The sequence below is a fragment of the Bdellovibrio sp. HCB288 genome, assembly GCF_047305935.1.
GTDB lineage: Bacteria > Bdellovibrionota > Bdellovibrionia > Bdellovibrionales > Bdellovibrionaceae > Bdellovibrio.
On the sequence record NZ_CP178619.1, the window covers coordinates 2,860,209 to 2,886,664 of the forward strand.

The following is a 26,456-nucleotide window of genomic DNA, read 5'->3' on the forward strand; positions in this document are numbered from 1 at the left end:
ATTAAATGGAAAATAGAAGGCGGCCACGTCATTCTTAAAGAATGCGATCGACTTCTATTTTTCTGCTGACAGCATTTTTTATTTCTATTGCCTATTCCGGAGCCTTGTCTGCAAAGGGGCGAGGTCTGGCTAGCGTGGGGTTGTCGACTCCGGCATGCTTGTTTGCGAAAAAAATGGAAGTTCACGGGCATCGTGGGATGAATGGTTTTCCGGATAACACGCTTCAATCGTTTAAAGCGGCCGTGACAGCTGGTGTGGATGCCATTGAGTTGGATCTCCAGGTGACCAAGGACAAAGTTGTGGTGGTTGGCCATGATGCGATCCCTAATGTGGGAACTGAACGTTGTGGTGTGGACGGAAAGTCCTTGAAGAAGGTCGCTCTATTTGACTTGAATTACTCCGACGTCAGTCGAATTCGCTGTGGTATCAAAGAATACACAGAAGATAATCTGCAGCCATTTCCAAAATTCAGTGAAGTTCTTGAAGCGTTTAAGCACGTCAAGGCAAGTTCGGGAAAACCGCTGCGTTTGAATATTGAAGTGAAATACTTCAAGGATCAGGCTCAGTACTATCCGCCTGAAGCCGAGTATATTGAGCTCATTTTGCGCGTGTTGCGTGAAAGTGGTTGGAATCAAGATCGCTATTTTGTTCAGTCCTTCAATCATGACTTTTTAAGGTCTTTTGAAGCTAAAGCATCCGACATTGAAATCGTCCCGTTGGTGGGTGATGCACGAAACGCCGAAAAAGCGGCTTTGGATCTTGGCGCCAAGATGGCGAATCCGGGATTTTGGCAAGTCACTCCCGAATTGATTTTCAATCTTCATAAAAAAGACATCAAAGCCATCGTGTGGACGCCGAATCTGGAAAGCGAAATCCATCACGTCATCGAATCTGGTGCTGATGGCATTATCACGGACTTCCCTGAGCGATTTTATAAAGTCCGTGAAGAGCTCTGTGGTATTTAAATTGAGAATGACAACAAAACAATTCTTACGCCCATTTTTAATTTTCTTTTTCTGTTTCACCTACTTAATTTCTGGTCAAGCAGAGCAACTATTGCCAGTCGATGAGTCAGGCAAGGATACTTCATTTGTTCTTTTTAAAAAAGAATTATTGAAATCAATTAGAAATAAAGATGTAAACTTCATTAAAAAGATTATATCGAAAGATATTAGGTACACCTTTGGCGTAGAAGTAGATAAGAACGCGACTGTTGGATTCCTTAAATACAACAAAATCGAGAAAGGTGCGGAGACGCCGTTTTGGAAGGAACTTGAAACGGCGATCGATCTTGGTTGCACCAAATCAGGAAGCGCCTTTGTCTGCCCCTATGTTTTTTCTAAGTGGCCAGAAGAGGGGTATGACTCCTTTTCGTTCGTCGCTGTTATTAAAAAGGGTGCAGAAATTAAGGAAAAACCAAGCAACACTTCAAAAACTATCAGAACTTCCAATTTCGATTTATTGAAGCTTTCAGAGGAACAAAATTCTAATGAGTGGTATTTGGTTGAGTTAGAGGGATCCCAAAAAGGATATATCTCGCGATCTGATGTGCGGGTGGCAAGTGACTACCGAGTCCAGTTCCAAAAAACTAATTCCGGTTGGGAAATGGATCTCTTTATTGCTGGTGATTAATCTAACATAGTTCACATTCCAGGCTCATAACTTCATCGTCCCACGCTCGTTAAAGTTCTGATGCCATGAAAAAGCCCGTTCGATAATGTGTGGAGTGTGCCCACCGCGAACGAGTGCCTCTTCGTAGTAGGCTTTCAGTTGATCGCGATACTCAGGATGGCAGCAGTTTTCAATCACCAATGGAGCGCGCTCCCTGGGTGCCAGGCCACGTAAGTCCGCCAGTCCCTGATCCGTCACCAGAATATCCACGTCATGCTCGTTGCTATCCACATGAGTGACCATTGGAACCACATGGGAGATACTGTTGTTCTTGGATGCTGATTGAGTCACGAAAATACTCAAATAAGAATTGCGAGCAAAGTCCCCGGATCCGCCAATGCCGTTCATCATCTTATTGCCGCCAATATGTGTGCTATTGACGTTGCCATAGAGATCAAACTCGATGGCGGTGTTGATAGCGATCACTCCCAGTCGGCGAATGACCTCTGGCGAGTTGCTGATTTTTTCAGGTCGTAGCAGTACCTTTCCGCGGTATTTGTCCAAATTTGCAAAAAAGTTTTCATAACATTTTTCCGTCACCGCAAAAGAACACGCCGAGGCAAAACTCATTTTGCCAGAATCCAAAAGTTCAAAGGTGCTGTCCTGTAAAACTTCTGAATACATGCGCAGATTTTCGAAGGGACCGTTTTTAAAGCCGCTGAAGACGGCGTTGGCAATATTGCCAATACCTGTTTGCAGGGGAGGCAGTTGGGAAGTAAGACGGCCTTTTTTAACTTCGTCTTTGAAGAATTCCATCAGGTGGTTTGAGATTGCCTGCGTTTTGTCGTCAACCGAGGTGAGTTCAATGGGACTGTCCTTAAGATCTGACACTACCACGGCGACGATCTTTTCCGGATCCATAGGCATGGTTTCAGTTCCAATTCGCGTATTGGCCTCAGTGACCGGGATGATTTGGCGTTGAGGGGATAAACCTGTTGCAAAAATATCGTGGAAGCCGCGGATCTCCAATGGGACGGTGGTATTCACTTCCAGGATGATCTGTTTTGCGTGACGGGCATATGTTAAGTTGTTGCCGACAGAAGTCGTGGGTAGTACGGAACCGTCTTCATAGATGGCTGCGACCTCAATGACTGCAATATCCACTGAAGGCAAAAATCCGTAGGCTAAAAGCTCTGCTGTTTCACCCAAATGAGGGTCCGTGAACATGACCTCGCCATTGTTGATTTTTTTTCGCAACGAAGGATCCGCCTGGAACGGCATCCGGCGGGAGAGTGCATTGGCCTCAGCTAACAATCCATCCAGATTGTGACCTAAAGAGGCGCCGGTCATCAGATTGATTTTTAGCGGATTCTTTTTGGCGCGAGCTGCGAGGGCTAAAAGAGTTGCCTTGGGATCACCAGCCTTGGTGAATCCACTTGCACCCACGACCATTCCGTCTTTGATTATTTCCGCGGCATGTTCTGCGGAGGTAATCTTGTTGCGAAATCTTTCGGCGATGCGGTCGTGGTGCATAAATTCCTCAGTCTTCTATTTCCGCCAGTATGTCGTTAACCATTTCCATACTTCCGGACGGCGATCCCCGATGTCGAAATGATTTCCGTCAAATTCAACATAATCATGGGGCACGCTGTTTTCTTTCAGTAAATTAGAAATCTGCCGGGCCCCATACTGCAAATGGAAGTTGTCCTTTGTGCCAACATCCAGATAGAGGCCATCAAGTTTTCGAACCTCGGTCAGACGTTTTGACAAAAAGTGAACGGGATCTTTTTCAAGCCACTGCTGCCAAATTTCAATATTTTTATTTCCTGTGCGCGGATCCAACGGATAATGAAAATCACCTGAGGAGCCTTTCGGTGAATAACACGCTGACATCCCAAAAGCGTTCAGTAATGAATGCCAATTGCGAAACTTGGTAAGCTTTCCACTGCGAAGTTCTTCCAGAACTCGCAAGCCGGATTGTCCGTATTTTTCCCATACGGGCAAGGCCTGATAAAGATCATTGATAATGCTCGCATCAAAAAATGAATCCGGCGCGATGGCGGCACACAGTCCAAACACGTCAGGATACTTACTGGATAAATGAAGTGCGCCATAGCCACCACTGGATCCGCCCATCACGCACCAGTCTGCAGGATTTTTGGAGACCGGGTAGTGTGAAAGTGCAGGAACAAGCTCGGTCATGATATAGTCTTCATAATTCCCAACACCAGACGAATTTAAAAATTGCGAGCCACCCCAGCTGGTAAGTGCATCTACGAAAACATACAGGGCTTCCGGCGCTTCGCCGCGAGTGCAGGCCTGATCAATCACTTGAATTGTGTTTTGTTCGTTGAATTTGGGATTGAAATAAAAAGGTGCGTTGCCACTGAAGCCACCCAACACCAGGACAACCGGCCAAGGTCCGCTGTTTTTTGGTAATAACAAAGGATTGAAGCGAACTGCGGAATCGTTCAGTGGATTGTTCTTAAGGACTTCACTGCGAATCTGCAAAGTCTCAATTTGAAAGTTATGTACTTCATAGGCACGAAAATTAGTCAGCGTCTCGAAATGTTTCATATTGAGAATGGTACAGGGCTGCGTGGGTGAGTTCTAGTCAAATGCACAGGGCCAAGAAGATCGACAAAACCCAGGCAAGTCTCGTCTTGGGAAGTGGTTGTCATGTTATGGGAAACGAATAACAAAAACTCGGGTTTTCACTTACGAAATCGCGAAATTAATCCGAAAATAATAGGAGTGGGAGCCCTCATGAAACATCAGATTTGCGGCCTTCTTTTGGGGGCGATGTACTTGTTCACTTCAACACCTGTCAGTGCCGCACTCGGGGACCAATTGGTCGTCGGTTCCTCGTCCTCTGCCAAATCTGCCCAATCCAAAAAAGCCACTTCAACGGGGACAACTTATACGGTCAGTGAATCTGAAGAGGGTGATCTGAAAATCCGTCAATTTGTTAATTCATCGGGTGTGGTTTTTGCGATAGCCTGGAAAGGTACAAGTCTGCCACCGCTCGAGGAATTACTTGGCACCTATTTGCCAGAGTACAAACAAAAAGTCGCAGCCCGTGGCCGTATCTATGGTCGTAAAACTTTGAAAATTAAAACTGACAATATCGTGGTCGAGGGATCCAGTCGCCAGACAGATCAACGGGGGCGCGCCTACATACCGGCAAGTCTGCCTCAGGGATTTGATTTAAAGGACATTACGTTCCATGAATAAGTTCAAAATAGTTTTAATCTTATTGGGTGGGTTTGTCGTCGGCATGAACCAGCTTGGATGCTCAGACGGTGGTGGCGGTACTTCGCGCAAGCCTTCTGTTTATTTTCCGACAAATCTTACTGGAGATAACGTAGTTCCATTGTCAGTGGGGGCTTGTGGGGTGCATGGCTATGTGAACGAGCCTTGTATCAGTGTTACAATCTGCACGCCAGGCACCTCGCAGTGCCAAACTATCGATAACATTCTGGTGGATACGGGAAGTTATGGTTTGAAGATTTTCAAATCACTTATCACGGTTCCGTTGAATCAGGTGCCTTACGCCGGGGACGCGACAAGAGGGCTTGCGAACTGCACTCGATATCTTGATGGTTCTGGGCACTGGGGGCAGGTGGTAAAAGCTGATGTGAAGTTGGGAAATATTAAAACTGACAGTTCGATTTCTATTGTAACCTTGGACTCTTCTTACTCAGAAAAAGCAAAATGCGCAAGCAACCCTGATTCAGGTCCTGATGTGGCGGGTTTTAATGGGATTATTGGTGTAGGGTCTTTTGTTGAGGATTGCAGCGTTGGTTTTGGTACTGTTGGACAAAATGGGTGTCTAGCAGGGAGTCCGGCCACCTTGCCTAATAAATACTGGGGTTGCAGATCTAATCCGAATGACTGCATCGAGGTTCCGGTTCCTGCCGCAGATCAAATCGTCAACCCGGTCGCTAAACTCGTATCTCATAATAACGGACTTGTGATGATGTTGCCTGAAGTGCCACTAGCTGGTGCTGGTGCAGCCTACGGATATCTTATTTTAGGTATCGGCACGGATGAGAATAATTCGGGAACAGGCTTGACTGTTTTTGCGCAGGACCATGATGCGACTTTCGCAACCGAGTACAATGGAAATACCTACGAGTACTCATTTATTGATAGCGGAACTAACTTTAACGGATTCCCACAACAATCTGGTGGGTATCCAGCTCTGTGTTCCGGAGATTCGGGTTTTTATTGTCCAGCAGCCTTAATCAATATTTCTGCAACGATGAAATCGGGCTCAACCACTAAAGTGGTATCTTTTGAGGTCGGTAATATGGTCACGTTAGCTTCCTCAGAGCCCTACAGTATGGTCTATCGCAACGTGGCCTTTGACTCCTCGGATCTAAACGGGGATCCCTTTGACTGGGGGCTGCCGTTTTTCCTAGGTCGGTCGGTTTATGTGGGGATCTATGGGAAGTCGGCTGTGATTAATAAGACAACCTTGAATCCTACTGGGACTACCGTTTCAGGACCTTTCTGGGCCTTCTAAGTGCTTAAAATCACTAATCTAAGCGAAGGACGCCCGGGCGTCCTTTTTTCGTTTTCAAGATCCGTTAAAATGCTTGCATTTCCACAGTATTCGACCTAAAACCATGAGTCCGTATTTATGACTGACTAGGGCACTACTAAGAGTCTTCCCCATCGGGAGGAACGCCTTATCGGAGACAAGGGAATACCTATGAAAATGCGTACTCACTCAGGCGCTAAAAAACGCATGAAAGTTACTGCGAGCGGCAAAGTTAAGAAAAAAAGCACTCGTATGCGTCACTTGAACTCTCACATGAGCTCAAAAACAAAAAGACAACTTGGTAAAACATCTTACGTAGAAGACGCGAACATGCTTCAAGCACGTCGCTGCCTAGTATTCTAAGGTTTTTAAGTTAATAAATAAATTTTCTCTCTTAAGCCGTACAAATTGGCAGTAGAGATCTAAACAGAGGTTCAAAATGGCTCGTGTAAAATCTGGTAAAACAAATCGTGCTCGTCACAAAAAAGTTCTTAAAAGAGCAAAAGGTTACTACAGCGCTGGTTCTCGCGCGTACATCCACGCGGTAGAAAAAAATGACCGTGGTATGGCTTTCGCTTACCGCGATCGTAAAGCTAAAAAACGTAACTTCCGCACTTTGTGGAATCAACGTATCAATGCAGCTGCTCGCTTGAACGGTACTACGTACTCTCGTTTGATCGGTGGCTTGATTAAAGCTGGCATCCAAGTAGACCGTAAAGTTATGGCTAACTTGGCTATTACTGATGCAGCGGGTTTCGCAGCACTTTGCAAACACGCTTTGAAATAAGTCGAAGCTCATAAGGAGCAACGGCAATGAGCGAATCCAATACTCAGTTTGAAAATAGAAAGCGCGATCACATCAGAATCGCGCTGGACCCAAGGTCTCAGACTGAAGGGCAAACGGGATTGGATTCGATCGAGTTAATTCATGAGGCTCTGCCTGATTTGAATTTTAAAGAGGTCGATATTTCGACCTCTTTTTCTTTTTCTAAGACTAACGTTAGTCTTTCTTCCCCGATTTTTATTTCTTCCATGACTGCTGGCCACGAACACGGCCGTGAAATCAATCAGGCCCTGGCTCGTTTAAGCGATCGCCGTCAGATTTTGATGGGTGTCGGCTCTCAACGTCGTGAATTGAATGATACCAATGCTGCCGAGGAGTGGACTCTGGTGCGTAAAGCTGCACCCAAAGCCCACCTCCTGGGAAATATTGGTATTGCTCAATTGATCAAAACCCCGTTGGATGACATTCGCCGCTTGGTGAATGCGACCGAAGCGGTGGCTTTGTTTGTCCATGTTAACCCTCTGCAAGAAGCTTTGCAGCCCGAAGGCACCACAGAGTTTAAGAACTCCTTACAAGCTATTGAAAACCTCGTGAAATTCGCAGAAGTTCCGGTGATAGTGAAGGAAGTTGGCTGTGGGTTTTCTGTGAGTACGCTGAAGCGCCTTGAAGGCACCGGCATTGCCGCGGTCGACGTGGCGGGTAAGGGCGGAACTCACTGGGGACGTGTTGAAGGTTATCGTTCTGAAGAGACCACGATGCTTTACCAAGTGGCGCAAACTTTCGCGAACTGGGGCATCAGCACGGTAGAGTCTTTACGCAATGCTGAGGCGGCTGGCGTCACTTATGAAGTTTGGGCATCGGGCGGCGTGCGTACGGGCCTTGATGTGGCTAAACTATGTGCCTTAGGAGCGAAAAAGGTCGGAATTGCAAAACCGTTTTTAGAAGCGGCTTTGCAAGGCGACGATGCTCTGGAGAACTTACTGAATCGTTTGGAAACTGAACTTAAAATCGCGCTATTCTGCACAGGCAGCGGAAACTTGGCTGAGCTGGCAGATAAGAAGGTGGTTCGATGAAAAAACAACTGCAAGAGATCTTTAAAGGTTTCTCAAAACTGACTCGCCAGGAACGTTTGGATTCTTTGGTTGAGGTGGGTGCTTTGCAACAAGCGGACGTTGATTACCTGGCAAAGGGTGGTTTGCGTGACACGACTTTGGGTGAAAAGTTCATCGAAAACGTTATCGGTTATTTTCAAATGCCTTTGGGAGTTGCTACGAACTTCCGTATCGACGGCAAAGACTTCGCCATTCCTATGGCGGTGGAAGAAACTTCTATCGTAGCGGCAGTATGTAAATCTGCGAAATGGATCCGTGAATCCGGCTCGATCACGACTGAAGTGGTGGGCAGTGAAATCATCGGTCAAATTCAAATCGCCAAAGTGAAAGACTTTGCGATTTTTGAAAAACAACTTCTGGCTCAGAAAAACTACATGATCGAAATCTCCAACCGCGAAGTGGCCTTCGGCCTGGTTCGTCGCGGTGGTGGGGTTCGTGATATTCAAGTACGCCGTGTACCTCGTGGTGACGGCTCTGATATGGCTGTGGTTCACGTTCTTATGGACCCTTGTGATGCGATGGGTGCGAACATCATGAATCAGGTGTGCGAATACCTGAAAGAGCCAATCGAACAATTCACGGGCGAAAAAGTGACAATGTGTATCCTGTCCAATCTGGTCGATACAAAAATCACTCGCGCTGTGGTTCATATCAAAGACATCGATCCTGCTTTGGCAGAAAAAATTGAAGAAGCTTCCTTGTTTGCGCAAATGGATCCGTACCGTGCTGCCACCAACAACAAAGGTGTGCTGAATGGTATCGATCCGGTTTTGGTGGCAACAGGCAACGATTGGCGCGCGGTGGAAGCCGGCATTCATGCTTACGCTTGCCGTGATGGTCAGTACCGCTCGATCACCAAGTGGTACCGTGATAACGGTGGCCTGACGGGTGTATTTGAAGCACCACTGGTTGTGGGTACGGTAGGTGGAGTTACGACTCTTCATCCTACAGCGATGATGTGTATGAAAATGCTGGGCACTCAATCTGCTAATGAGCTTTCCCGTGTTATTGCGGCCGTAGGCTTGGTACAGAATCTGGGCGCTTTGAAGGCATTGACGACAGTCGGTATCATCGAAGGTCACATGAAGCTTCATACAAAGAATCTGGCATTGGGTGCTGGCGCTGAAGAGCGCGAAATCCCGGCGGTACAAAAGAAGCTGGAAGAGATTTTGACTATTCGTAAGCGTATTTCCCTTAGCAATGCGATTGAAGTTCTAAAAGAGCTTCGCGCGGGTCAGGCATCCAGCACGACCCAGCATCCTCACTAAGAGGAGTATCCCTTGGCTTTGAAGTGCACTATTCCTGGCAAGACTTTTTTGGTGGGCGAGTATTTAGCTCTCCACGGTGGACCGACCTTGTGCGTTCTGACCAAGCCTTGCTTTGAAGTGACTGAAGCCAAAGGAACCGGCTCCTTGGGGAGTATTCATCCTGAATCTCCGGCCGGAAAGTTTGTTCAGGATCACTCTGAGTATTTTAAAAATATCGATTTAATATTTGAAGACCCTTATAAGGTCGGCGGCTTCGGGGCTTCCACCGCTCAGTTCCTGGGAGTGTATGCCAGTTGGATGCACCGGGAATCCCATTTGGTCGGGATGGAAGCGCAATTTGATTTCAAGCATCTGTTATCCGTTTATCAGCAATATGCCTGGAATGGCGAAGGCGCGCCCCCAAGTGGTGCCGACCTGATTGCGCAGATGAAGGGAAGCCTGACGTTCTTTGAAAAACGCAAAGGCTTGTTGTCTGTGAATAGCTGGCCGTTTCAGGATTTGGAATTTTATCTGATCCATACCGGAAATAAAGTGGCGACCCACGAGCACTTAAAAACTCTGAAGAAGTTTGATTCCTCGGCATTGGAAAAAGCCGCATACCGCGTGCAAGAGTCCTTTGCTTCCGTCAATTCTGAAGAGTTGGTCCTGGGAGTTCAGGATTATGCCCGGGCTTTGCAGAATCTGGAATTCACGTGTCAGCCGACGTTGGATCTTCTGTCAGGTATTCGCTCGCAACCCTTTGTTAAGGCTGCCAAAGGCTGTGGTGCCCTGGGTGCCGATGTCTTGTTTGTGGTGACCGAAAAGAATCAATCAGAAAACATCGAAAAATACTGTCAGTCTGTGAATGTGAAAGTTATAGCTTCTCAGCGAACTGTTTCTGCGGGTCTGCATATTAGTGAGAAGGAAAGTTAGTTTATGAAGCAGGTTTTAGTTTCAGCTCCATCGAATATTGCATTGATCAAGTACATGGGAAAAATTGAAGGTTCCGGTAACAAACCCACGAATGCTTCCTTGTCTTATACTCTTGAAAACCTGCGCACGTTTGTGCGTCTGACGGAAGTTGATGGAGGAGTGGATCAATGGAAACCCTTGATTCGCGATGATCTTGAGAAAATTGACCTTTCAGAAAAAGGCCAGCAGCGCTTCCTAAAGCATTTGGCTAATTTAAAAGAAAAATGGGGAGTTCAAAAAAACTTCCTGGTGGAATCCGCTAACAATTTCCCCTCAGACTGCGGTCTGGCAAGTTCCGCTTCCAGTTTTGCAGCGCTGACTTTGGCGGCGGCTGAAATGTTCCAAATAATCAATCCTCAACCTTGGGGTGCGGATAAGAAAACCTTGTCTGAACTTTCCCGTCAGGGGTCGGGTTCTTCCTGTCGTTCTTTGTTCAGTCCCTGGGCTTTGTGGCAACAGGAGTATGCGCAGCCAATGAATTTGCCTTTGGCAGACATGCACCACATCTGTGTGGTGGTGGAAGATTCCAAAAAAGAAGTTTCCTCTTCGGAAGCTCATAAGCTGGTAACAACCAGTCCGCGCTTTGAAGGTCGTGTTGAACGTGCAGAAATTCGTCTGCGTGACCTTTCGATGGCTTTGCAAAACGGTGACTGGGATATGGCGCGCCAGATTGTCTGGGATGAATTTATTGATATGCATCGCCTGTTTGAAACCAGCACTCCGGCATTTGGTTACATGACAGAAGCCTCTAAAGAAGTTCTGGCCGAGTGTGAGAAGTTGTGGAATCGTTGGCAGGATGGTCCGTTGGTGACCATGGATGCCGGCGCGAATGTGCATATGTTGTTCCGTCATGATCAATTGAAACGCTTTAAAGAATATCGCCAGCATTTCGGCGAGAAATTCAAAGTTTTGGCCTTCGAGGGAGTAAAGCCTGATGTCCACTAGTTTTCAGTGCACAGCTTTTGGTAAATGGATCCTGATGGGAGATCATTCCGTGATTCGCGGATATCCTTCCTTGGTATTTCCAATTCCATCACGCACTTTGGAACTAAAATACACTCCTGGGGAGCATGCCCTGGTTCTGGACCTTAAAGGTGATCACGGCCAGGAAATGCAGCTTCTTTTCTGGGGTGTTTTGGAAAGAGCCTTCCAGTTAAAAAACATTCCTCGCCCGGTTTTCACCGGGACTTTGCATGTGGATTCCTCTTTGCCGGTGGGTGCTGGCATGGGGGCCTCAGCGGCACTTTGTGTGGCGTTGACTCGTTGGCTGGGGCACCTGGGCTACGTTCAGGAATCTGAGTATTTTGAATTTGCGCGCAGTCTTGAAGATCTATTCCATGGCGAAAGCAGTGGTATTGATATTTCCGTGGCTTTAAGTGGCCAAGGATTGCGCTTTGTTCGCAATGGTGAGCGCACCGAGATCACTCCTAAGTGGAAGCCGCGCTGGTATATTTCTTATTCCGGCAAGCGCGGAGTTACCGCGGATGCTGTGAACAAAGTGAAGGACCTTTTGGCCAAGCAACCTCCGGTAGGGCAGCAAATTGACCTGACCATGGCCAAGGCCGTGGAGACTGCGCAGAATGCGCTCTTGATGGAATCTGAATCTGAGGGGCTGCAAGTTTTGGCTGATGCCCTGAATTTGGGTGCTGAGTGTTTTGAAAAGTGGGGTTTGAATGAAGGGGCTCCGGCAAGTCACATTGCCTGGTTGCGCGAGCAAGGAGCCATTGCGGTGAAACCCACGGGTTCAGGTGGCGGTGGATATGTGATATCCCTTTGGGAAAAACCACCTTCTGCGGAAACTTTGAAAAATCTGATTCCTTGCTAATTTTAAAAGTAAAACCCCATCTGAAAAGATGGGGTTTTGTTTTAAGAGAGGCAATTCAGGGGAATGAGCTGCCAGGGAATGGTTATTTACAGATTGAAATCGCTTTGGTCGCCGCCACGATTTTCGCGTAAGGCGAGTTCGATGATCGCAGAACGGCCCAGTAGCGCGCGCCACCTCTCCAGCTTCCGCTGACCTGCCCGGCGATTCGGGCGTCTTTACCCATCCAACGATTTAAGATGCGTATACCACAGCTTAAGTTCGTGTATGGATTGTGCAAGTCGGTTGTCTTCTTAAGACCACATCCGTAAGCGTTGCCACTTTCAACTGAGAGCTGCAGAAGGCCTGCGCTGATGACGTTGTTGCCGGAACTGTCGTTAAAGTTTTCTGTGTAATTCATAGTTGGTGTGAAGTTGGATTCATACTTCGTCATCTGTGAAATCAAGTAGACCCAGAAGTTCTTGCGTTGTTCGCGAGTCAGACTGTTGTATTTCGGGCAGAAAGTGGTGCCGTCAGCCGGGATCACATCAAGAAGGTCTTCTCCTAAAACCTCAAGTTGAGTCATCACGTGCGCGGTCCATAGTTTACCATCAGTTTTTGCAGCTTCCCAGATGGGGGCGACAGCCAAAGCACCAGGTGTTGGTGACGGTGTCGGCTCTACCGATGGTGTAGGGGTTGGTGTTGGATCAGGGGTCTCAATACCGGATGAGTTGTTGTCACCGGTTGTGCTGGAAAGTTGACTGGAGCTGAGTGAGGAATTGCTTCCGCAAGCAGTAACCAGAAATCCCGAGATCAAAATAAAAAATATGGTTTTTAAATTGAATCTTGCCATGACAAGCAGATCGGTCGCTGCCCGGAAAACCTTTACTGTTGCGGATACTGTCTAAAACATGAGAGCCAATGTCGTGGAGAATAGTCGAAAATTTGTACGATAGTCGGGGAAATGGCTCTGGGCACGGAAACCCGGATGTGAGGCAATTTAGAACTACTTCCTCTTTATCTTTAGGTAGCGCTGGCGGTGCTGCTCAGGGAACTTTTCAATCGCGTAGCGAAGCATGGTTCGCGGCATTCTTCCGGCGTTCTTATTGAGAAAGGATTTTAGAGTTTTCACATCACGCTTACCCACCTCACGCAACATCCAGCCCGCGGCTTTGTGAATCAGATCATGCTCATCATTTAACAGTGCTTCGGCAATCTGAAGAGTGTCCCGAAAGTCCTGTTGTCTAAGGAAATAGAAAGTGGAGATGATGGCGATTCGTCGTTCCCACAGATTTTTGGACTTTGCATATTTATATAGAATCGAGCGGTCTTTATCGAATAGGTGTGGGCCAAAAACCGCCGGAGCGATAGTGTCCACAAGATCCCAGTTGTTGATTCCTTTTCGATTTTTAATCAAAAAGGCGAAGATTTTTTTCTGCTCATTCTCATCTGCCTTGCGATAACGCTGTGACAGAATTATTAAGGAAATAAGGCGCTCTTCGTGAATGGGTGACGATAGAAGGGGAGTGAGTTCTAAGAGAGACAATTCCTTGAATTGCTTAGCGATAGCACGGCTTTGACCGACAGTAAGTCCTAAAAACACGTCGCCTTCTGCGTATTCGCCAGGGCCGGTTTTAAAGAATCTTTGAAGAACTTTCGCTCTCGTTTTGCTTTGCAATTTTGAAATTTCTGAATGAATTGTCATGATTTTGTTATTCTATACGATTGTCGCCCGCGTCGATAGCAATTTGATAGTCGACAACGCTTGATTAGTTAAGTGGTCTTCATTAGATTGCGCCCATAATCTTTGGACAATTAAATACTAAACAGGAGTACAAAATGAAAAAGTTTTTTATGATTCTTTTGTCTTTGGGCTTTGTTGGCTCTACTGCAATGGCATTCGAAGGTGCCCTTGTTCCAACACTTGAAGGCGCACAAATCCAACCTCTAAAAGGTGGCGTTTGCCCTGCTACACCAGTAGCGAACGGTAATTACTGTAAACCAGCAGGCAATTCTTGCCCAACTGGTTACGACCAATTTGCTAAGCTTTGCTGGGGCGGTTGGAAAAAAGGTTTCCAGAAGTGCGGTATCTCTTGTAAGCCACAAGAGCAATGCGGTTGGAACCACAGTGGTGACTGGAAATGCAGCCGTCCAAGAGCTGGTGCAGCTCCAGGTCCTAAGGCATTTGCTGGTGAAATCTCTGGTATCTTGAACCTTCAACAAGATGGCGCAGTTGAATTCAAAACTGCTAAAGTTATCTGCGAAGACCAAGGTGTTACAGCAGGTGACAACGAGCAATGGGTTGTTTGTCGTCCAGCTGACGGTGTGAACTGCGGCGCTGGTTACCAACGCATGCACAAATACTGCTGGGGTGGTTGGAAAAAAGGCATCCACCGTTGTGGTTATGTTTGTGAGAAATCACGCAATGCACATGACGATGGCAACGGCGGCTTCGGCGGCCCGTTCAACGACTAGTTGCTAAATCTAATTGATGATTTTAAAAGGCTCCCGTTTGGGGGCCTTTTTTTTATTCTGGAGCGCTCTAGCTAAGAATTACGCTTTTCAAAAGTGACAAGGGTTGCAATTCTTGGTCTGATTGCGGAACTTTATTAAAGGGAGAACAATTACTATGAGATTTCTATCTGCATTGCTTTTGATGAGCGTACTGGGTTTCGGTTCTGCTCATGCTTACCAAGGAACGCTGCAAATGACGGCTGATGGGTCCGTTGTTTTGAATCCTTTGGCAGCAAAGTGCTCTGATGTGCCAAAGCCAGCGGCTGCGGACGAAATGGAGATGCAACGTGCCTGTGATCCTGCAGGAAAAACTTGTCCAGATGGCTATGTAAACTCACGCAAATATTGCTGGGGTGGTTGGAAGAAGGGCATTTATCACTGTGGTTATGCGTGTAATGCCCGTGCAAATTGCAAATGGGCTCCGCATGGTGACTATAAATGTGACTACGGTCGCGGCAAAGACGACCATCGTGGCAGAAACCTTTTTGCTGAAGAGACAGTTTCTGGCCTTTTCACCATGAACGAAGAAGGCACAGTGGCTTTGCGTCGTCCTGCCAAGATTTGTGAAAATCAAAAACCGGGCGAAGCTTATGAAGGAAACACATGTGTACCTGCTGATGGTAAAACTTGCTACAAGCCTTACAAACGCATGCACAAACACTGCTGGGGTGGCTGGAAAAAAGGTTTCTACCGTTGCGGAGTAGTTTGCACGGTTCCGCGCAAACCCACTCAAAACTAGTAATAAGAATGTTTCTGGGCGTAACTGAACAGGGCAATGGATGCGGCGACAGTCGCATTTAAGGACTCAATACCGTCTGTCGGAACGGACAGGCGGTTAAGACCTTTAACTCCACTGAAGCCCGGGCCTTCCTCGCCGATGACCAGACGAAGGTTTTTCGGCCAGTTGAATTTGGCGACGTTTTCGCCCTTCATATCCAAAGCATAAATGTCGTTGTTCGTTTGAACGAACTCCAAAAACTTACCTGTTTTATACAAAGGAATTTTTAGCAACGCACCCGCTGAGGCCTTGATGGCTTTCGGATGGTAAGGTGAACTGCTCTCCTCGGTCAGAATAATTTTGTTTGCTTTAAAAGCAACAGCAGAGCGAACCAGGGCGCCCAAATTGGAAGGATCCCCCAGAGGAGCAATCACTTCCAGTCCTTCGGGTTTGGCAGCCGCGTTGAGGGGCTCAATAGTTTTCGGTTCCAAAACCAAAAGGTTGTAGTGCGTACCGACGACGTCGACTTCGTTAAAAAGCGCCTTCGGCAATTTAAAAATAGGAATGCGCTGAGTTTTTGAAACCGCATGAGTCAAAGTTACGGATTTCAAGTCTTCGTGAAGGATCTCGGCCTTGATTTTATAGTTTGGATTTTGCAAAAACTCCTGAATGAGCTTTTCACCCATCAGAATAAATTCACCGTGCTTTTTAATGCCTCGGGAGGAGGAAAGATCCATCCAGCGGCGAAAGTGGTCGTTCGTTTTAGAGGAGATTTCGATCATTTGTAAACCGCCCAGCGTCTTTTCTCTTCGTTTGTCAGCTCCTCAAACAACATCTCTTCGCCTTCATCTTCATCCGGCAAAGGCATGTGTTTGATTTTCTCATAGACCACCATGCGGCGGTCATGAGGTGTTTGGGGCAGGGAGTAGGCCGTGTCCTCGACCAACTTGAAATACTCGGACCAGTTCTCTTTGGCCATTTTGATTTCAGGATCCACTCCAGGACCCTTCATGAAATAAACACGGCCACCGATGTTCAGGCAGTTGATCACATTTCCAAGAGTATTTCCGATATCCTCCACCGCGCGTGTGATGGCACCATTGACAGGGTACACGCAGTGTTTGTTGATATTGCGGCCCAGGATGTCCAGCTTCGGAAGTTTCATTTCAGTGCGCACGTGTTTTAAAAATTCCACGCGACGTTGCACGCCCTCGCCCAGAAGAATCTGTTCGTCCGGGTACATGATTTTCAAAGGGATGCCCGGGAAGCCTGGCCCCGTGCCGACGTCCAAAAGCGGAAACTGAAGCTTAGTGTGCTTCATGATGATGATCGAATCGATGAAGTGCTTGATTGCGATGTCTTTCAGCTTCAACAGGCGCGTGAAGTTTTCTTTTTCCTGATTCAACATCAACAGGCGATAGAAGTGGGCCAGTTGCTGACGCTGACTGTGGTTCACCAGGTTGAAATCATGATTACGGAAAATGTCAGCCAGACGATCGTTGGCTTCGTTCAACTCGAAAATGGATTCAGGTTTTTTATGGCGTCCCTTTTGTTCAGCCGGCGGGGCGCTGGCGAACTTGGCACCCATTGCTTGCGCACGGGCTTCTTGACGGGCTTTATAGGGACTGTAGTTCGATTTGTTCTTATGTGCCATGGAACGGCTGTTATAGCCGTTTTTGTCTGAAGATAGAAGGGTTTAGCTTATTTCGAGCGGAAAAGCGGAGTCTGTGGAAAGGGGCCCTGTAAAAAGCCCCCGGGACCCGGGGGATTCGTCGGGATTTTAGACACTGATCAGATTCAATTATCGCTCGGAACTGATGCCGCGGTAGACGCGGTTACCGTCCTGGCGGGCTCTTTCGTTATAGGCCTCTTGTTGCTTGGCCTTGGCAGCTGCATAGGCAGCATCGCGCTGGCTTCTGGCCGCTTCAGCTTTCGCCTCAGCCGTCCATTTCGCGATATTGCGACCGTCTTCATTCAGACGCTCGATTTCCTTGTTGGTGACATCGCGCTTGTCTTTGTATTCCTGGGCGAACTTTTTGTAGCGAGCCGCCTCGTCTTTTTGGTACTGAATTTCTTTTTGCGCCTTGATTTTGCGCTCTTCGTTCATTTTGATCTGGCGTTGATATTCTTTCACCTGAACTGTCAGGCGTTCTTTTTCCACGCGAGTCTGTTGAGCTTCACGGGCAGCCTGTGCTTCAAGGTTCTTCGCCTCGCTGGTTGTTTTTACGGCCTGTTGGCGCATTTGTTCGCGGCGAACCTTTTCACGCTCCAGGAACTTTCGTTGCTCCTGAGCATCGATTTTCGCTTCCTCAGACATGCCCATGGACATTTCGGCTTCGATATCCGAATCCAGCTGAGCAAAGCTTTGGTGTGAATATGTCAGGATTGCCAGAGCTAAAAGCAAGTATTTCATAACGACTCCCATAGGGAATATATCGGCGCCGACGGGGGGCGACTGAACGGTTCTGGACCTGTTTCTCACGGCACAAATGTTGATTTTTCGAGGGACAATATCATCTTGAGACAGGACTCTGGCGCGGGAAAATGGCCGCTTTTGCTTAATTCAAAAGCATGTTGCCCTTGCCGCCGTGGGCTATGGTGGCCAAATCCTTGAAAATAGGGGCTTTTGGCGGGATAACTGACCTCTATGACAACGTCCAAACTCGATTCCATCAAAGAAGCGGCACTGGCGGCCTTCAAAGCGGCTCCCGGCTCCAAGGAACTTTATGATCTCAAGGTTCAATACCTTGGGAAAAGTGGTTCTCTTACAGAAATCATGAAAGAAATGGCTTCACTGCCGAAAGAGGAGAAACCTCTTTTTGGTAAGAAGGTCAATGAAGTGAAGGCAGTTCTTGAAGCGGCTTACACAGAAGCGGAAGAGGCTCTTAAAAAATCTGAGATCAATGCCAAGATGTCTTCTGAAGAGTTGGATCTGACGTTGCCAAGTGCTTCACGTGCCAAGGGCTCGCAGCATCCGGTGAACATGGTGATCGAGGAGATCTTCACCATCATGTCGCGTTTGGGATATTCCGTACGCACGGGACCTGTGATTGAAAAAGACTACTACAACTTTGAAGCTTTGAATATTCCAGCTGATCACCCGGCGCGTGACATGCAGGATACGTTCTTCATCGATAAAACTCACGTCTTGAGAACTCACACGAGTCCGATTCAAATTCACACGATGGAAGAGGAAAAACTTCCACTGCGCGTGATTGGTACCGGTCCGGTGTTCCGTTGTGACAGCGATATTTCGCATTTGCCGAACTTCCATCAGATCGAAGCCTTGTGTGTGGATGAGAAAGTTTCCATGGCGGATCTTAAAGGCACAATCAGCTTTTTTGTTCGCGAATACTTCGGTCCAGGTTTGAAAACGCGTTTCCGTCCAAGCTTCTTCCCATTCACAGAGCCTTCTGCGGAAGTGGATTGCTCTTGCCCGATTTGTAAAGGCAAAGGCTGCAGTCTTTGTAAACAAACTGGTTGGATCGAGATCGGTGGTTGTGGATTGGTAAATCCAAAAGTCTTCCAAATGGCGAAAATTGAATATCCTAAATATCAAGGTTTCGCTTTCGGCTTTGGTGTAGAGCGTATGGCCATCATCAAGTACGGCATCGAAGACATTCGTTTGTTCCCTGAAAATGACGTTCGTTTCTTAAGGCAGTTTGTAAAATGAAAATCAGTCTAAAATGGCTCCAAGAATATGTGGATGTGAAAGAGTTCTTTACCAAGCCGGAAGAACTTGCAGAAACTTTGACTCGCGCGGGACTTGAAGTTGAGGAGATCACGAATCTTGCCAAAGACTTCAATCACGTGGTGATTGGTCACATCCTTGAAAAAGACAAACATCCCAATGCGGATAAACTTTCCTTGTGCCGTGTTTCGACGGGCGATGTGGTACACCAAATCGTTTGCGGGGCGCAAAATCACAAAGCGGGTGATCGCGTGATCGTGGCCTTGCCAGGGGCAGTTTTGCCGGGCAATTTCGCAATTAAAAAATCTGCGGTACGTGGTGTGGACTCTGCTGGTATGCTTTGTTCTTTGAAAGAGCTGGGCCTGGCAAAAGAATCTGACGGCATCGAAATTTTGCCAGCGGATGCACCGATCGGTAAATCTTATGCAGAGTACGGTGGTTATGACGATATCACTTTTGAATTGAAAGTGACTCCGAATCGCGCGGACTGCCTAAGTCATTTCGGTCTTGCACGCGAGGTGGCGTGCTTGCTTTCAAAAGAATTGAAAACTCCTAAGGCAGAACCAAAACTGGGTTCAAATTCCTCCAAAAAAGAAATCGCCTTGGAAGTGAAAGCTTTTGATCTTTGCCCGCGCTATACAGCGCGCGTGATCAAAGGAGTTAAAGTCGGTCCATCCCCGGAATGGTTGAAACACCGTCTTGAATCTGTGGGCATGAATTCCATCAACAACATCGTCGACGTGACGAATTTTGTGATGATGGAATTGGGTCAACCGTTGCATGCTTTTGATGCGAAATTCATCGGTGGCGGAAAAGTCGTCGTGGATCGCGCCACAGCGGGTGAAAAGTTCATTACTTTGGATGGTTCTGAAAAGACTTTGACCGGTGAAGAACTGACGATCCGTGATACATCTCACCCAATGTGTTTGGCGGGTGTTATCGGTGGTAAAAATTCCGGCGTGACGGATGCAACCACAGAAATCTTCCTGGAGTCCGCTTACTTCGTGCCAATGAGTGCGCGTAAAACTTCACGCACGCACGGTGTGGATTCTGATTCCGCGTACCGCTTCTCTCGTGGAGTGGATCCAGACGGGGCTTTGCGCGGTTTGAATCGTGCGACAGCTTTGATTTTGGAAGTGGCCGGTGGCGAGGCGTTTGCTGATCACCATGACTTCTATCCAAATCCAGTTAAGAAAAATCCAATCACGATCACTGTGAAAACTGTTTCTGATCGTCTGGGCTATGAGGCGATTGAATCTCAATTCGTGGATTACATGAAGCGCTTGGGCTGCGGAGTTGAAAAAAATGGCGAGACTTTCAAAGTGTTGCCTCCAACATTCCGTTTTGACCTTGAGCAGGATATGGATCTGGTTGAGGAATATGCGCGCCTGAATGGTTATGATCATATTCCTGAAGCGTTGCCGGGATTCACAAATCCTCCAGCTCATCACGATAAAGGCTTCCTGCTGAATAAATCAGTGAGCGAGCTGGTGCGTGCGGATGGTTTCCAGCAGGCATTCAATTTTGCGTTTGTGGGCTCCAAAGGAGAGAAACCATTCCTTGGTGATGTTTCCGCTTTGAAAGCAGCGGGCTTGAACGCGACGGCAAAAGAAATCCGCATCATGAATCCTCTGAACGAGGAAATGGATGTAATGAGATCTTCTTTAAGCTTTGGCTTGTTCAAGAATCTTTCCACGAACTTCCACTACGGCAATATGATGGGTCGATTGTTTGAGATCGGCAGTACATTCTACACTGGTGATGATGGTTCGTACGGAGAAAATCCGCGTTTGGGTTTTGCTCTATGGGGACGCAATGAAAACCTTTGGAATAAGTCTTTGGATTATCCAATTGTGTTTGAGTTGAAAGCGACAGTTGAAACACTTCTTAAGAATTTGAATATCTCTTCTTACACTTGGGTTACTCCGGCCAATAAAGCCGAAGTTCCAGCATTTATGCACCAAGGGCAATTTGCCCAGTTGTTGGTGGAGGGTAAGAAAGTGGGCTTTATCGGAACTCTTCATCCGGTCATTTTGGATGATGCAAAAATCCGTGTGCCTGCTGCGATTGGTGAGTTTGATCTGGATCAATTGTACAAAGGTCAACCTCGTCCATTCCGTATCCAAAGTGTATCCAAGTTCCAGGTGGTGGAGCGTGACTTTGCCTTTGTGATGCCGAAAACGTTGAAGGTGGGCGATGTTCTAAAAGACATCCGAAAAGCTGCGGGTGCACTTCTTGTGAATGTGGATGTGTTTGACCTGTATGAAGGCGACAAAATGGAGGCGGGCAAGAAGTCCGTGGCGATCCGTTTGTGGCTTCAGGATAAAAATGGCACACTGCAAGAAGAGCAGATCTCCGGAGTGACAACCAAGGTTCTAGAGTCTTTGAAGAAGAATTTTGACCTTTCCGTGAGATAAATTGTTGATTGTTTTCAGATGCTTGTTACGCTTTAGTCTGCGAAAGCAGGCAGTGCTGGACCCCCGAATAGGGGTGAAAGCTGAAGCAGCGTTTGAAGTTAAAGTAAGATATTAAAACAAAGTGAAGGATCACAATGGCTGGCCAAAACTTGGGTAAATCAACTGTGACGAAGGCCGATATCGTCGAAAACGTCTACCAGAAGATCGGCTTCTCTAAAAAGGAAGCTTCTGAACTGGTTGAACTGTGCTTTGATACCTTGAAGCACGTTCTGCAAAATGGCGATAAAGTTAAGATTTCTGGATTTGGAAATTTTGTCGTGCGTGGAAAAAACGAGCGCATCGGGCGCAATCCGCAAACGGGCGAACAAATCAAAATCTCTGCTCGTCGTGTTCTGACATTCCGTCCTTCACAAGTGTTGAAGGCAATGTTGAACGGTGAAGAGTACGAACATCTCAAGGATGATGACGATGACGATGATGACTACGGCGACGATGAATAGTCCTGAAGCGGATACGACGGCAGCTACAAGTGAGCGTACTGAGTATCCGATGACTCCGATCGTTGATCAGTTTGCCAATGATGGGCAAATGAGCTTTGAGAGCTCTGAGCTTTCACTGGGTGATCAGCATCTGGAATTCGTGGAGGCTGAAACTCAAGGTGCAAACCCTGAGTCTTCTCAGATGCCGCAAATTTCCATCCCAGCCATGCTGTGTGATGAAAAGTTGATGGATGAGATCAAGGCGATACCGAATAAGATGGCTTTTAAGATCGGCGATGTGGCTGAGATTTTGGGTATCAAACAATACGTTCTTCGTTACTGGGAAACTGAGTTTGATGTTCTTAAGCCGAAAAAAGCTTCCAACAATCAGCGCATGTACACGCGCAAAGATGTTGAGAACGCGCTCTTGATTCGTAAACTTTTGCATCGTGATCGTTTTTCGATTGAAGGTGCAAGAAATGCGATGAAGGAACTAAAAGCTCATGTGCGCAAAGAAAAAGATATGAGCCAGGTCTATCACAAACTCGACAATGTAAATGAAATGGTCGAGGGTTTGTTGACAGATATCCGCAAACTTCGCGGAATGTTTATGTAAAACTTCAAAGGGCTTCGGAAACGAAGCCCTTTTTTTTATCTCCAGGGCGTCGGGCAATATGCTTTACGGTAACGAATCCATTTCTCACTATACTCGCAGTAATATCACGATCTGGATGCTGATGGCGTTCCAGGCAGGCGTTCTTAATATGGGCGGCTTTATGGCCTGCCATCGCTTTGTATCCCACGTTACGGGCTTTGCGACGTTCTTTGGCTATGAATACAGTCTGCGCAATCGTGCGCAAGCTTGGGGGATGCTGATTGTGCCTTTGTTCTTCTTATTTGGAGCAATGGTCAGCGGCTACCTGGTGGATATTCGATTAAAGCTTCATAAGAAGCCCAAATACTATCTGGCCTATGCGGTGATCTTTATTCTGACCCTGCTGGCGACAATCGGTGGCTGGCTGGGATGGTTTGGTGAATTTGGAATTCCATTGGAAGAGGATCGCTTGGGATACCTGTTGTTGATCCTTTTGTGTTTTACCTGCGGTATTCAAAACGGCACGATTACCAGTGTTTCCAGATCAGTTGTTCGCACCACTCATCTGACCGGGATTACCACCGATTTGGGAATTGGTTTGGTCCGTCTATTTAATAAAAACATTCTTCTAAAAGAACATCACGAACTTCTTGAGAATGAACAAAAAGCCACTTTCATGCGTCTCGGGATTATCTCTATGTTTGTATTGGGGTCCGTCGTCGGAGGTTTCGTATTTCCGGTTGCCCAATTTTGGGGATTTTTGATCCCGGCATTTACCTCCGGGATCTTATTGGTATCGATGATTTACTTCCAAATCATCAACCCACGCAAAAAACACTCTTAATGGGCTGAGCCTAACGAGTGGCCTCATTGGCAATTATTTTTTCTGCGAAGGATCGGGTCAGTAAGTTCGTGCTGTCGCCAAGGAACTTTTCTTCGTTCAGGTATAACTGGTTCGAGACTCCATTCAGTCGGTATACCAGGGCTTTAGCGATAAAGCTTTGTTCGTCTTTGGGTAGCTTTGTGAATTCAGGATCCTGCTTTAATTGATTGGCAAAAATCGTTAAGGACAGTGCTGCGTCGGTGATATTTTGAATAGCCTCGGCACTTAAAGCTTTGCCACCCATGGTCTGCTCAGATACGCAGCCTTCAGCCTTTTTTGCTTCAGCGAAGTACTTTTTGACCTTTTCTGGAATTTCCTTATGGGACTCCATGTAACTATCCAATGATTGGCAGCGGAAATAGGAAACCGCTGCTTTGCAGTTTGTGCCAGTGATTTCGTTTTTTCGACATTCGCTGTCCTTGGGAACTCCATACACTTTTAAAACAGTATCAAGTGACTGAAGCGCATACGGAGATCTTTTGTCGGCGCCATTTTTTGAATAGCTTAATTTTTCGGAAATATAAATAAATCCATGGGATTCGGATGTGACTCCCTTGTCAATTGTGCGGATGGCGCCGATATCACCGGACTGGCGAGTTTCACCGTCTTTGAGTTGTCGACACAAGGGCGGAGCCATATAAAAAGCCATCTCCTCCGGAGTTGTATAGCGCAGATGCGGAAGAATGCCTTTCATCACCAGGGAAAGATTCCAGCAGTTGGGCCCGTGCGAATCCGGATTCGCATCCTGATACTTAACGACGTGTTCAGGAACGCAAGTGGTGACATCATAGGAACAAACATCATCAAATTGTCGAGTGGGTGATAAGTTTTCGCAGCCCTTGCCGGCTTTACTGCTGATAGTCCACTGAGACAAAGTAGGAATGACTTCTTTGACATCATTGCAATCGCCATAGGCCATGACCTTATTTTCATGTTTTCCAAAAGAGACTTTGGCAAAGGAGATTTGAGGAACCAAGGCAATCAAAACGACCAGCATTTTCATATATAATAATGCTATCAGAGCCTAAGCGGATTGATTCGAGAAAATAGGGAGCAGGACCTTAGTTAAGCTTTAGAAGTAGTCCTGCTCGGAAAGTTCCAAGCTGAAATCGTTGAAGTAGGTGCCAGTCGGTTTGTCCGCAAGTAAACCGGAAACTTTCTGTAGCTGTTCGGCTGGAATTTCTTTGGCTGAATTTTGATGGGCTTCCTTGGTGGTCCAGCGCTCAATCACCAGGAACTCCGAAGTATTTTCCTGACTTTGTACAAGTTCGGCAGAAAGATTACCGGGGCATTTGCGAATGTGGGTGCAGACTTCAGAAAGGAATGCGCGCAGTTCATCAGTTGAATTATTTTTAGCGATGAATTTATTGATGCGCGCGACTGACATATTAGAACCCCACGTTTAGGATAGGGGAGATTTTAAATGGCCCCGTGTTATTCATATTCACCAGACCAATTTGCAAACCGTGCAAGTTGTCTGTGACGTTGATTAAACCAATTTGAAAGCCATAGACAGACTTGGCGCGGTTATAAAGTCCCAATTGCAAGCCATATATAGCAGTGAAGGCGCTGATGTTAGCCAGGGATAGCTGAACACCGTAGACGCTGCTTTCAGCCACGTTGTAGTTGGTCATCAAAGCTGCTTGCAGACCCACGACCGAGGTTTTTTGTTTGTTGTAGTTGCCCATGCCGGCCAGCTGCAAGCCGATGATGCGAGTGTTGCCGTAAGTGGCATTGAAAACCCCAGAGACCCCAATGCCAACAAAATCCTGATCCGTGATATTTCCCAACAAGCCCAGATCCACACCATAGACATCGCGGTGTTGTCCCCACAGGGCGCTTAGGCGTAAACCTGTGATGGAAAAATCCTCAGGAGGAAACTGTATCGGCGGCACGATGGCCACAGACAGTGGGGTGAAGGCTGCGAAACTTTGTGAAGTGATCAGGGAGATGGAGGCGATAAGTGGAAGTAGAATTTTTAATTTCATACCTCATCATAAAAACAAGGCACATCAATCAGCAAACCTTGGAAGCGAGATCCCGACCAAGGTGGATTTTTATTTCTAAAGTGATGGAAACTGCTGGAGCGAGCTGGATTACTTGATTGGAGTCAGGCGAGCGCTGTTCTCGATGATCCATGTTTTGTAGGCATGGATATTTGTATAGAATGTGCGCGTGGAGCATCCTAAGTCTCCGCGGCTGGTGATGCCCCAAACCAGGTACTCAGAGCCAGACTTGATGAATGCAGGGCCGCCAGAATCTCCCAAACAAGGGCCGTTGGTTTTGTCTTGTAGCAAAATAGCTTCAAACGGATTTGGGAAGCTACCGACTTTGACCGATGTGGATTTTAAAACTGCGGGACCAGAAAGCTCTTCACTGAAGCAACGTTCTTTATTGGCATCATCGTCGAAATAGCAAATGGCAGCGCCTTCATCCAGAAGCGCTTGGAGGTCTTCAGTTTGAGTCGTATCGATTTCGGTCACTTCGTCGGATTCAACACCATAACCGGCGATGATCGTGGAAAGACCGACCTTCAATAGGGCTGGCGTGGTTAACATGCGCGCGGGCTTATATCCTTTGGGGATGGAACCTTTGAATTTTAACAAAGCAATGTCATTAGCTGGATTATTTGTCCCGCGGATTTCTTCGGGAACCTTGAAGTCGCTGTGAACTATGGCAGCCAAAGTTCGGCGAGTCAGTGGGGATTTATGAAGAAGATCATAATCCTCGATGATGGGATCCATGTCTTTTGCAAAAACAACGAAAGTTTCGTCAAGATTGGGCGTAAGGCAGTGAGCCGCTGTCAGTATAATGTTATTTTCTAGCAGGACGCCGGTGCAAATCATCGTGGTGTTGACGTCGTAAATACCGACTGTGCTCTTGCCAATCGGGGAGTCTTTGGTGACCCGTTTTCCGCCAATGATCAGTTCTGAATTGCGCGCGCGCAAAGTCTCCTGGCTGACCTGAGTGCAGGCCGCAGATGAGAGCAGAACCAATATTGTTAGAAGGTTGAGAATTTTCATGAGTAAAAACATCCCTTTGCAGGAATGTATTCTATCGTTGTTTACCGCCATTTCCAGCCCTGC

Annotated in this window: 29 protein-coding genes; 18 read left to right on the plus strand and 11 right to left on the minus strand. The window is 47.0% G+C overall.

The features are described from left to right. Positions 1 to 41: 41 nt before the first annotated feature. Together ACLVWR_RS14015 and ACLVWR_RS14020 are read left to right on the plus strand one after the other, a co-directional pair. Entirely contained in the window at positions 42 to 965 is a 924-nt protein-coding gene (locus ACLVWR_RS14015) for a glycerophosphodiester phosphodiesterase family protein (protein WP_413581257.1), read from the plus strand. A 7-nt stretch (positions 966 to 972) separates the two neighbouring features. Beyond that, positions 973 to 1,632: an SH3 domain-containing protein gene (locus ACLVWR_RS14020; protein WP_413581258.1), complete on the plus strand. Its 660-nt coding sequence runs from the start codon at positions 973 to 975 to the stop codon at positions 1,630 to 1,632. Positions 1,633 to 1,656: 24 nt separating this feature from the next. Here ACLVWR_RS14020 and ACLVWR_RS14025 read toward each other — a convergent pair whose 3' ends face one another. Both ACLVWR_RS14025 and ACLVWR_RS14030 read right to left on the minus strand, forming a co-directional pair. Continuing rightward, positions 1,657 to 3,144: a succinate CoA transferase gene (locus tag ACLVWR_RS14025; protein WP_413581259.1), complete on the minus strand. Its 1,488-nt coding sequence runs from the start codon at positions 3,142 to 3,144 to the stop codon at positions 1,657 to 1,659. 15 nt (positions 3,145 to 3,159) lie between these two features. After that, positions 3,160 to 4,188, minus strand: a complete 1,029-nt coding sequence (locus ACLVWR_RS14030; protein ID WP_413581260.1) for an alpha/beta hydrolase — start codon at positions 4,186 to 4,188, stop codon at positions 3,160 to 3,162. A 189-nt stretch (positions 4,189 to 4,377) separates the two neighbouring features. On the opposite strand from ACLVWR_RS14030, the gene ACLVWR_RS14035 reads away from it, so the two are divergent. From ACLVWR_RS14035 to ACLVWR_RS14075, 9 genes are all read left to right on the plus strand, one after another. Continuing rightward, a complete protein-coding gene (locus tag ACLVWR_RS14035) occupies positions 4,378 to 4,845 on the plus strand; it encodes a DUF2844 domain-containing protein (protein WP_413581261.1) in 468 nt (155 codons plus the stop codon). Continuing rightward, positions 4,838 to 6,139: a DUF3443 family protein gene (locus tag ACLVWR_RS14040; RefSeq protein ID WP_413581262.1), complete on the plus strand. Its 1,302-nt coding sequence runs from the start codon at positions 4,838 to 4,840 to the stop codon at positions 6,137 to 6,139. The genes ACLVWR_RS14035 and ACLVWR_RS14040 overlap by 8 nt, the downstream gene beginning before the upstream one ends. 189 nt (positions 6,140 to 6,328) lie before the next feature. After that, positions 6,329 to 6,520 (plus strand): 50S ribosomal protein L35, encoded by a 192-nt coding sequence (rpmI, locus tag ACLVWR_RS14045; protein WP_088614378.1) that lies wholly within the window; start codon positions 6,329 to 6,331, stop codon positions 6,518 to 6,520. A 76-nt stretch (positions 6,521 to 6,596) separates the two neighbouring features. Then, positions 6,597 to 6,944, plus strand: coding sequence for a 50S ribosomal protein L20 (gene rplT, locus ACLVWR_RS14050; protein ID WP_340599484.1), 348 nt, complete (start codon positions 6,597 to 6,599; stop codon positions 6,942 to 6,944). Positions 6,945 to 6,970: 26 nt separating this feature from the next. Beyond that, on the plus strand, positions 6,971 to 8,014 hold the full coding sequence (gene fni / locus ACLVWR_RS14055; protein ID WP_413581263.1) for a type 2 isopentenyl-diphosphate Delta-isomerase: 1,044 nt from the start codon (positions 6,971 to 6,973) through the stop codon (positions 8,012 to 8,014). Then, a complete protein-coding gene (locus ACLVWR_RS14060) occupies positions 8,011 to 9,321 on the plus strand; it encodes a hydroxymethylglutaryl-CoA reductase, degradative (RefSeq protein ID WP_413581264.1) in 1,311 nt (436 codons plus the stop codon). The genes fni and ACLVWR_RS14060 overlap by 4 nt, the downstream gene beginning before the upstream one ends. Positions 9,322 to 9,333: 12 nt before the next feature. Further along, on the plus strand, positions 9,334 to 10,233 hold the full coding sequence (locus ACLVWR_RS14065) for a hypothetical protein (RefSeq protein WP_413581265.1): 900 nt from the start codon (positions 9,334 to 9,336) through the stop codon (positions 10,231 to 10,233). Positions 10,234 to 10,236: 3 nt separating this feature from the next. Further along, a complete protein-coding gene (gene mvaD / locus ACLVWR_RS14070; protein WP_413581266.1) occupies positions 10,237 to 11,217 on the plus strand; it encodes a diphosphomevalonate decarboxylase in 981 nt (326 codons plus the stop codon). Then, positions 11,207 to 12,097, plus strand: coding sequence for a mevalonate kinase (locus ACLVWR_RS14075; RefSeq protein WP_413581267.1), 891 nt, complete (start codon positions 11,207 to 11,209; stop codon positions 12,095 to 12,097). The genes mvaD and ACLVWR_RS14075 overlap by 11 nt, the downstream gene beginning before the upstream one ends. 82 nt (positions 12,098 to 12,179) lie before the next feature. On the opposite strand, the gene ACLVWR_RS14080 is transcribed toward ACLVWR_RS14075, so the two are convergent. Together ACLVWR_RS14080 and ACLVWR_RS14085 are read right to left on the minus strand one after the other, a co-directional pair. Further along, positions 12,180 to 12,926 (minus strand): transglycosylase SLT domain-containing protein, encoded by a 747-nt coding sequence (locus ACLVWR_RS14080; RefSeq protein WP_413581268.1) that lies wholly within the window; start codon positions 12,924 to 12,926, stop codon positions 12,180 to 12,182. A 153-nt stretch (positions 12,927 to 13,079) separates the two neighbouring features. Beyond that, positions 13,080 to 13,778, minus strand: coding sequence for a DNA alkylation repair protein (locus ACLVWR_RS14085; protein WP_413581269.1), 699 nt, complete (start codon positions 13,776 to 13,778; stop codon positions 13,080 to 13,082). Between the two features lie 134 nt (positions 13,779 to 13,912). Between ACLVWR_RS14085 and ACLVWR_RS14090 the strand changes: the two genes are divergently transcribed. Both ACLVWR_RS14090 and ACLVWR_RS14095 read left to right on the plus strand, forming a co-directional pair. Then, positions 13,913 to 14,548 (plus strand): hypothetical protein, encoded by a 636-nt coding sequence (locus ACLVWR_RS14090; RefSeq protein ID WP_413581270.1) that lies wholly within the window; start codon positions 13,913 to 13,915, stop codon positions 14,546 to 14,548. A 154-nt stretch (positions 14,549 to 14,702) separates the two neighbouring features. Beyond that, positions 14,703 to 15,326 carry a hypothetical protein gene (locus ACLVWR_RS14095; RefSeq protein ID WP_413581271.1) on the plus strand — a complete coding sequence of 208 codons (624 nt, stop codon included), beginning with the start codon at positions 14,703 to 14,705 and terminating at the stop codon, positions 15,324 to 15,326. Here the strand turns inward: ACLVWR_RS14095 and ACLVWR_RS14100 are convergent. From ACLVWR_RS14100 to ACLVWR_RS14110, 3 genes are all read right to left on the minus strand, one after another. After that, complete coding sequence (locus ACLVWR_RS14100; protein ID WP_413581272.1) at positions 15,323 to 16,087, minus strand: TrmH family RNA methyltransferase; 765 nt, start codon at positions 16,085 to 16,087, stop codon at positions 15,323 to 15,325. The genes ACLVWR_RS14095 and ACLVWR_RS14100 overlap by 4 nt on opposite strands. After that, complete coding sequence (locus tag ACLVWR_RS14105) at positions 16,084 to 16,959, minus strand: 16S rRNA (guanine(527)-N(7))-methyltransferase RsmG (protein WP_413581273.1); 876 nt, start codon at positions 16,957 to 16,959, stop codon at positions 16,084 to 16,086. The genes ACLVWR_RS14100 and ACLVWR_RS14105 overlap by 4 nt, the downstream gene beginning before the upstream one ends. A 147-nt stretch (positions 16,960 to 17,106) precedes the next feature. Continuing rightward, the gene (locus tag ACLVWR_RS14110; protein ID WP_413581274.1) at positions 17,107 to 17,718 is read right to left on the minus strand and encodes a hypothetical protein; all 612 of its coding nucleotides are present in this window, start codon (positions 17,716 to 17,718) and stop codon (positions 17,107 to 17,109) included. Positions 17,719 to 17,952: 234 nt separating this feature from the next. Between ACLVWR_RS14110 and pheS the strand changes: the two genes are divergently transcribed. The 5 genes from pheS (at position 17,953) to ACLVWR_RS14135 (ending at position 23,331) form a co-directional block, all read left to right on the plus strand. Further along, complete coding sequence (pheS, locus tag ACLVWR_RS14115) at positions 17,953 to 18,978, plus strand: phenylalanine--tRNA ligase subunit alpha (protein WP_340599471.1); 1,026 nt, start codon at positions 17,953 to 17,955, stop codon at positions 18,976 to 18,978. Continuing rightward, entirely contained in the window at positions 18,975 to 21,413 is a 2,439-nt protein-coding gene (gene pheT / locus ACLVWR_RS14120) for a phenylalanine--tRNA ligase subunit beta (protein ID WP_413581275.1), read from the plus strand. Before pheS ends, pheT begins: the two co-directional genes overlap by 4 nt. Before the next feature lie 164 nt (positions 21,414 to 21,577). After that, complete coding sequence (locus ACLVWR_RS14125) at positions 21,578 to 21,913, plus strand: integration host factor subunit alpha (RefSeq protein WP_088617065.1); 336 nt, start codon at positions 21,578 to 21,580, stop codon at positions 21,911 to 21,913. Further along, positions 21,882 to 22,508 carry a MerR family transcriptional regulator gene (locus ACLVWR_RS14130; protein WP_413581276.1) on the plus strand — a complete coding sequence of 209 codons (627 nt, stop codon included), beginning with the start codon at positions 21,882 to 21,884 and terminating at the stop codon, positions 22,506 to 22,508. The genes ACLVWR_RS14125 and ACLVWR_RS14130 overlap by 32 nt, the downstream gene beginning before the upstream one ends. A 58-nt stretch (positions 22,509 to 22,566) precedes the next feature. Then, positions 22,567 to 23,331, plus strand: a complete 765-nt coding sequence (locus tag ACLVWR_RS14135) for a YoaK family protein (RefSeq protein ID WP_413581277.1) — start codon at positions 22,567 to 22,569, stop codon at positions 23,329 to 23,331. Between the two features lie 10 nt (positions 23,332 to 23,341). Here the strand turns inward: ACLVWR_RS14135 and ACLVWR_RS14140 are convergent, their stop codons facing one another. The 4 genes from ACLVWR_RS14140 to ACLVWR_RS14155 all read right to left on the minus strand — a co-directional run bounded on the left by ACLVWR_RS14140 (position 23,342) and on the right by ACLVWR_RS14155 (position 26,393). Then, positions 23,342 to 24,373: a hypothetical protein gene (locus tag ACLVWR_RS14140; protein WP_413581278.1), complete on the minus strand. Its 1,032-nt coding sequence runs from the start codon at positions 24,371 to 24,373 to the stop codon at positions 23,342 to 23,344. 69 nt (positions 24,374 to 24,442) lie between these two features. Further along, positions 24,443 to 24,757 (minus strand): putative quinol monooxygenase, encoded by a 315-nt coding sequence (locus ACLVWR_RS14145; protein ID WP_413581279.1) that lies wholly within the window; start codon positions 24,755 to 24,757, stop codon positions 24,443 to 24,445. Between the two features lies 1 nt (position 24,758). Next, positions 24,759 to 25,358 carry an LA_2272 family surface repeat-containing protein gene (locus ACLVWR_RS14150; protein WP_413581280.1) on the minus strand — a complete coding sequence of 200 codons (600 nt, stop codon included), beginning with the start codon at positions 25,356 to 25,358 and terminating at the stop codon, positions 24,759 to 24,761. A gap of 108 nt (positions 25,359 to 25,466) precedes the next feature. Next, positions 25,467 to 26,393 (minus strand): S1 family peptidase, encoded by a 927-nt coding sequence (locus ACLVWR_RS14155; protein ID WP_413581281.1) that lies wholly within the window; start codon positions 26,391 to 26,393, stop codon positions 25,467 to 25,469. Between the last annotated feature and the right edge of the window lie 63 nt (positions 26,394 to 26,456).